Source organism: Shewanella sp. TC10 (assembly GCF_009663145.1).
In the GTDB taxonomy this organism is placed as follows: Bacteria; Pseudomonadota; Gammaproteobacteria; order Enterobacterales; family Shewanellaceae; genus Shewanella.
Window position 1 is genome coordinate 61,417 of record NZ_VKHR01000023.1, and the last position, 6,000, is coordinate 67,416.

Sequence of the window (6,000 nt, forward strand, 5' to 3'; positions counted from 1 at the left end):
GTAGTGAAAATGTTTAATTTTTAGTGGGATTGATTAAATTCACACTAACCAAAAGTAAAACGGTTTAGCTGACGTTGTTTGTCTTTTGAGGTAAGTTAACTAACTAATGGAAGTCAGCCAGTTGTTAAGGCACGAACAGTAATTAAAGCAATAAAGTAAAGGCTGAAGATTAAAGGGAGTCTCTGTTGAAAATTATCCAAGCAACTATCGAACAATTAAATTTGGTGACAGCACTGTTTGATGAATATCGCCAATTTTATGGACAAGCTGCCAACCTTGAGCAATGTAAAAAGTTCATCAAGGAACGTTTAATAGAGAGTGATTCTGTCATTTTTATTGCGACTAATGAGGAAGGTGACGGCTTAGGTTTTATACAGCTTTATCCTACGTTTTCTTCTGTTGCAATGAAAAGAATGTGGATACTGAATGATATGTTTGTCGCAACAGCAGCAAGGCAACAAGGTGTAGCCAATAAATTATTGAAACAAGTTGATCTTTTTGCGCAATATACTGATGCCAGTACAGTGAAATTGGCAACAGCTGTCGATAATGACGTTGCTAAAGCACTATATGAATCTCTGGGCTATAAAAAAACCACAGCTTTTGATCACTACACAAAGATATTTTAATGTTTTCATTGTGGCTCATGACTTGATAGCTAAATAGAGGGTCAGATCCTTCAAGCGTGATTAACTTGATTCAATGACGAGTCTTACTATGTTCGTATATTTAAATGAACAAGTAAATCGGGCTATACAATGAAGGATTTAATTTTCGGTGTCATAGGTAATATGGAAGCTGAAGCTGATATTCTATTTCAAGATATTCTTTTTAAAGAAGAAGTCGCCAATGGTGCATTGAGAGATCAAGACCACATGGGGATGGTGGTAATTAAAAACCCTGATATCCCAGATTGCTCTGAAGCAATTAATGAAGGTGGTGAAGATCCTGCCTCTGAAATGTTAGAATCCATCAAGTTTTTAGAACGAAATCAAGTCCACTTTGCTGTGATGGCCTGCAATATCTCGCATTACTATCGAAATTCTTTACAAGCTAAAACTGATGTTTATTTACTGGATATGCTGCGAGCAACGACCCAGAAAATTAAACAAGAAAACCCAGACGCAATCGTTGGGGTTCTGTCTAGCAATGCGACTTATCTTTCTTCGATTTATGACAGGTACCTGGATGAGGCTAAATTAGAGTTTCATAAACTCGAAATCGAAGTACAAGAACGGTATGTTCACAGTGCTATATTTGGTGCCAAAACAGGTGAACAATCAACTTGCGGTGAAGAGTTACGAACTCCATTTGGGATCAAAGAAGGGGAGTTGACGAGCAATATAAAACTGTTAACCAAAGCTATTGAAACCTTAGTCGTAAAAGGAACAGATACTATTATTTTGGGCTGTACTGAATTGCCGTCAGTAAGAGCTCAACTTCAGGATAATTTTCCACAGATTGATTTCGTTGATCCTATGGAGGTGGTCGCTGAAAAAGTAGTGAATGTTTATGAAGCATCAAAAAGCTTGTACTTGAATGACCAATTGCCAGTAGGAATTGAAAATATGAACTTAATTGATATGCATTCAGTTGATGATGTGGCTCACTATGTTGTTTCAAAAGTTAAAGCGCACCAGTCATCTTTAAATGCGTAGTTGAAAATCATCAACGTATTAAATTTACTTTTGAACAGCGAGCATGAAACGCCCTGAATAATACACTAAAAAGTATTATATTTAGCTGAATTTAATAGTTATTTTTTAAAGTGAATTTTTAATGTTTTGAGATTAATAAGCATACAATCTAATTTTTATTGATATGATGTTATTTTTGAATCATTCGAAAGACGTTAAATGATAAAAGTTGATGATTTAACCAAAGAATATCCCATGGGCGATTCCAGTGTAAAAGCGCTCAAAGGGGTAAGTTTTGAAATTAATGAAAATGAATTTGTGGCGATAATGGGACCTTCTGGTTCAGGTAAATCGACATTAATGAACATCATTGGCTGTTTAGATAAACCAACATCTGGCAGTTATCAGCTAAACGAGCAGCAAGTCGCATCGCTTGATGACGATGCACTTTCTGTAGTGCGAAATAAAGATATTGGCTTTGTATTTCAGAGCTTTCATCTACTCCCTCGTCTATCCGCATTACAAAATGTACTACTTCCTCTACGTTTTTCGTCTTCTGAAACACAAGAAACTGACTATGCTCATGAGTTGTTAAATCGAGTCAGTTTGGCAGACCGTTATGATCATAGACCAAATCAGTTATCGGGCGGCCAACGTCAACGTGTTGCAATAGCGCGTTCATTAGTAAATAAACCCGCTATTCTGCTCGCTGATGAACCTACAGGTGCGCTTGATAGTAAGACATCGGTTGAAATCATGGCGTTGTTTACTGAACTGCATCGGGCAGGGCAAACTATTATTTTAGTCACACATGAAGAGGAAGTCGCAGCGTATGCCCAAAGAGTGATCCGAATGCGGGATGGTGAAATTGTCGAAATAGAACATAATCTAGGAGAGTGCAATGCTTAAGTCGGTTAGCAGGATCTCGACATTAGGATTCACTTTTTCTACTCTCTTGCTCTTAGTCTATAGCCATGTCGTCATAGCCCAAAATGTTAAGACAGGATCTAGCGAAGTGCTAGATCCTAAGTTTACCTCTCTTTTACTCACTGGACAGGTGGCGTCTAAGAACCTTCAACCCTTTGTCGTTCCCAAAGCTGGTAGAGCTTGGCGTTATCAAATTAAATGGATGTTACCTGAAGGCAGTGTCGCTAAAGCGGGTGAAGTCGTCGTGGTATTTGATAAAAGTGAAATCGCCAACCAAATTGAACAGTTAGAAGCAAGTTTACTTAGGGTGACAGCCCAAGAGCAAAACCAAACTATTGAATTAGACTCGCAGTTATTACAAGCTCAGTTTGATGTAAAAAAAGCCCGCTTAGAACAAGAAAAAGCTCAATTGGACGGTGCGATACCTATCGACTTTATTGCAGCGAAAGACTATGCAGATAATCAGTTTGAATTATTAAGAACAGGATCGGAATTATCTAAAAAAAACCAAGCCTTGATTGAGGTTACAGATAAGCGAGAAGCGACGTTAGCCCAGTTGGCGATAGATAAACAGCGGTCACAACTTGAGTTAGAGCAAGCTTTACAAGGGTTAGAGCAACTAGAGCTTAAAGCTGATATCGATGGACCTATTTTATACGGTCGTGATAATCAAACTGATAAAAAGTTTGCTGTTGGAGACTCAGTTCAAATTGGCCGTCAAATTGCCACTGTTCCTGCAATGAATAACCTTGAAGTAATTGCTTGGGTGAATGAAGTTGATGTTGACCGCTTGCAATTAGATTCCCCTGTAGCTATTCGATTAGATTCTCAACCCGGCATTGCACTGAAAGGACATATTGCAGATATAAGCCTACAAGCAAGTAAGCAAGCCGCTTGGGGAAATAGTAATTGGTTTAAAGTGTCTATTTCGTTTGATATTGATGAAAGGGTGAAAATTATTCCTGGTATGAGCGTGCTAGTGAGAACTGGAGATGCATTATGAATTATATCAAGTCATCATTGATGTTCTTAGCTGCTTTGATACTTATCGGCTGTAGTGATAGAGCTATTACTCAGGTAGAAGTGGGAGTACTTAACCAACAAATAGAAGTGACAGGCGAATTAGTATCCGCAGACACGGTCAATTTAATGCCACCTGCGTTGCGACGTGTTTGGCAGTATCAAATTAAAATGTTGGCACCAGAAGGAATTGAAGTGAGTAAAGGCGACGTTGTTGCTCAGCTGGATACGTCAGATTTAACCCAGCGCTTATCGGTAAAAACCGCTAATTTAGACACCACTATTCAAGATTTAGCCACCTCGAAACTTAGAAATGACAAAAAAATACAAGAGCTTCAACTTGAACTTGCAGAAGCGAAAATGAATCAAGAAAAAGCACAAATGAAAGTTGATATCTCGGATGAAACCGTCTCTGTAATCGATAAGAAGAAATATCAAAGCGATGCCATTATCGCAGATGATAATGTGGTGCTAATAAATAAAAAAATTGAATTAGAAAAGTTAAGCGCTGAGCAACGAGTCAAAATGCTCCAAGGTGACGCAAAGAAATTTACAGCTGAGGTTGATGCAATTAAACGAGGCATAAAATCATTAACTTTGATTGCGCCTAGGGCTGGGATGGTTGTTTACGGTAATGATCAACAAGGTAATAAAATCGCAGAGGGTCAATCAATTTTTGTTGGTGATTCCGTTTTAAGCATTCCTGACTTAAAACATATGCAAGTCAACATGACCATTCCCGAAGTTGAAGCTGGCAGGATCAAAGTTGGCCAGAAACTTAAGATTCGCCTTGATGCAAACCCTGAACGTAGTTTCAATGGTGAGATTATAGAGTTAGGTGCTGTATTTAGAATTAAAAACCAAGATATTCCATTGGTCATCTTTGATGCTGTCGCGAGTATTGATGAGCCTGATACTGAATTAATGCGACCTGGGATGACAGCCAAAATTAGTATTGACCTCGCAAATGAAAAGCAAAGTTTTATACTCTCACTCGATGCTGTGCATTATGAACTTGGTAAAGCGTATGTTTATTTGCCCACCATTATGGGTGAGAAAAAAAGGTTCGTCAGTTTAGGCTTAATGGGTAAGGAGCAGGTGGTGATTACTGAAGGGTTAGTAGAAGGTGAAGAGGTGCTATTACCATGAAGTATCTTAATGGTCTTTTACTGTCTAGATTATTCAATGTTAGCGCATTGGTATGTCTGCTAATTCTATCACTTACCGCTTGTAATGATTCAAATAATGATGGGGTATTAACCTTAGAAATTACTCGTAGTGACTTTAAAGTTGATATCCCTGCCGTAGGTGAATTAGAAGCAAGCCAATCCACTTTGATTAATGTACCTTCAGGATTGCGTGGACCACAATCTCTAGATTGGATTATGGATAACTTTAACTCAGTTAAAGCGGGGGATGTGGTAGCTAGAATGGACGCGACTCGTGAAGGCTTTCGTCTAGAAATGGAGCAACTAGATTACAATAGACTAGGCCTTGATAGCCAAATTCAATCGGGAAAAGATAACACCATCAACAAAACGCTCAGTATGGATAGTAAGTTAACGGAACAGGAACAAGATTTAGCTGAGCGATTCTTTAGTGAAGATGAACGTGTATATACAAAAATCGACATTATCGATCAGATGCGAAATCAAGACTATTTAGCGGCCAAAATGGATTTTTATGATTGGGGGGTAGGTCAGCATGGTTCTCAAGCAGAAGCTGAGCAGGAGTTAATTAAACTTAAGCAAAGAGGCCATAAAGCGAAAATGAATCGCTATTCAAATAACCTTAGACAAATGGAAATTATTGCGCCTCATGATGGATTGTTTGTCGCGCAGCCAAGTTGGAATGGTTCAACGCCAACACCCGGAGATATGATGTGGTCAGGAATGACGATAGGCATTCTTCCTGATACCACACAAATGCAGGCAAAATTGTTTGTCCTAGAGTCGGAAGCATTGGGGTTAAATATCGGTAAACCAGTGACTTTATATTTGGATGCATTCCCTAATCAACCAGTGTCTGGCAAGGTTGTTCAGTTAGATTCGTTGGCAAAAGCAAAAGATAAAAATAGTCCAGTGAACTACTTTCAAATGACTGTCAGTATTGATAAAACTCAAGTGAATATTATGCAACCTGGACGGCAAGTTACAGCTTCAGTTCACTCAATTGATATTGCTGATGCGCTCACTGTGCCGAACCAGTCTTTGTTCCAAAAGTCGGGGGATTATTGGGTGTATTTGAAAACCAATAAGGGATTCATCAAACAAGCTGTTGAGCCTGGTCATCGAAGCCTTAATCGCACGGTTATTAAGGATGGATTATCTCAAGGCGATGTCATCGCGTTAACGACGCCACCTAAAAGGAGTCGTATTTAATGAATAACAACATCMTGCCATGATGTTGTTATTCA

At 38.7% G+C, this 6,000-nt stretch carries 6 protein-coding genes; all 6 read left to right on the top strand.

Annotated elements, in window-relative coordinates; translation table 11 throughout:
* Positions 1 to 185: 185 nt before the first annotated feature.
* Positions 186 to 629, top strand: coding sequence for a GNAT family N-acetyltransferase (locus FNZ24_RS10065; protein WP_153914353.1), 444 nt, complete (start codon positions 186 to 188; stop codon positions 627 to 629).
* Positions 630 to 758: 129 nt separating this feature from the next.
* Positions 759 to 1,658: an aspartate/glutamate racemase family protein gene (locus tag FNZ24_RS10070; RefSeq protein ID WP_153914354.1), complete on the top strand. Its 900-nt coding sequence runs from the start codon at positions 759 to 761 to the stop codon at positions 1,656 to 1,658.
* Positions 1,659 to 1,856: 198 nt separating this feature from the next.
* Positions 1,857 to 2,546 (top strand): ABC transporter ATP-binding protein, encoded by a 690-nt coding sequence (locus tag FNZ24_RS10075; RefSeq protein ID WP_153914355.1) that lies wholly within the window; start codon positions 1,857 to 1,859, stop codon positions 2,544 to 2,546.
* On the top strand, positions 2,539 to 3,567 hold the full coding sequence (locus tag FNZ24_RS10080; protein ID WP_153914356.1) for an HlyD family secretion protein: 1,029 nt from the start codon (positions 2,539 to 2,541) through the stop codon (positions 3,565 to 3,567). Before FNZ24_RS10075 ends, FNZ24_RS10080 begins: the two co-directional genes overlap by 8 nt.
* Entirely contained in the window at positions 3,564 to 4,733 is a 1,170-nt protein-coding gene (locus FNZ24_RS10085) for an efflux RND transporter periplasmic adaptor subunit (protein WP_153914357.1), read from the top strand. Before FNZ24_RS10080 ends, FNZ24_RS10085 begins: the two co-directional genes overlap by 4 nt.
* Positions 4,730 to 5,965 carry an efflux RND transporter periplasmic adaptor subunit gene (locus tag FNZ24_RS10090; protein WP_153914358.1) on the top strand — a complete coding sequence of 412 codons (1,236 nt, stop codon included), beginning with the start codon at positions 4,730 to 4,732 and terminating at the stop codon, positions 5,963 to 5,965. The genes FNZ24_RS10085 and FNZ24_RS10090 overlap by 4 nt, the downstream gene beginning before the upstream one ends.
* Positions 5,966 to 6,000: the final 35 nt, after the last annotated feature.

Bases quoted from the DNA above. Each gene is read 5' to 3' on its own strand.
- FNZ24_RS10070 (WP_153914354.1), top strand. From the start codon at position 759: ATGAAGGATTTAATTTTCGGTGTCATAGGTAATATGGAAGCTGAAGCT.
- FNZ24_RS10075 (WP_153914355.1), top strand. From the start codon at position 1,857: ATGATAAAAGTTGATGATTTAACCAAAGAATATCCCATGGGCGATTCC.
- FNZ24_RS10080 (WP_153914356.1), top strand. From the start codon at position 2,539: ATGCTTAAGTCGGTTAGCAGGATCTCGACATTAGGATTCACTTTTTCT.
- FNZ24_RS10085 (WP_153914357.1), top strand. From the start codon at position 3,564: ATGAATTATATCAAGTCATCATTGATGTTCTTAGCTGCTTTGATACTT.
- FNZ24_RS10090 (WP_153914358.1), top strand. From the start codon at position 4,730: ATGAAGTATCTTAATGGTCTTTTACTGTCTAGATTATTCAATGTTAGC.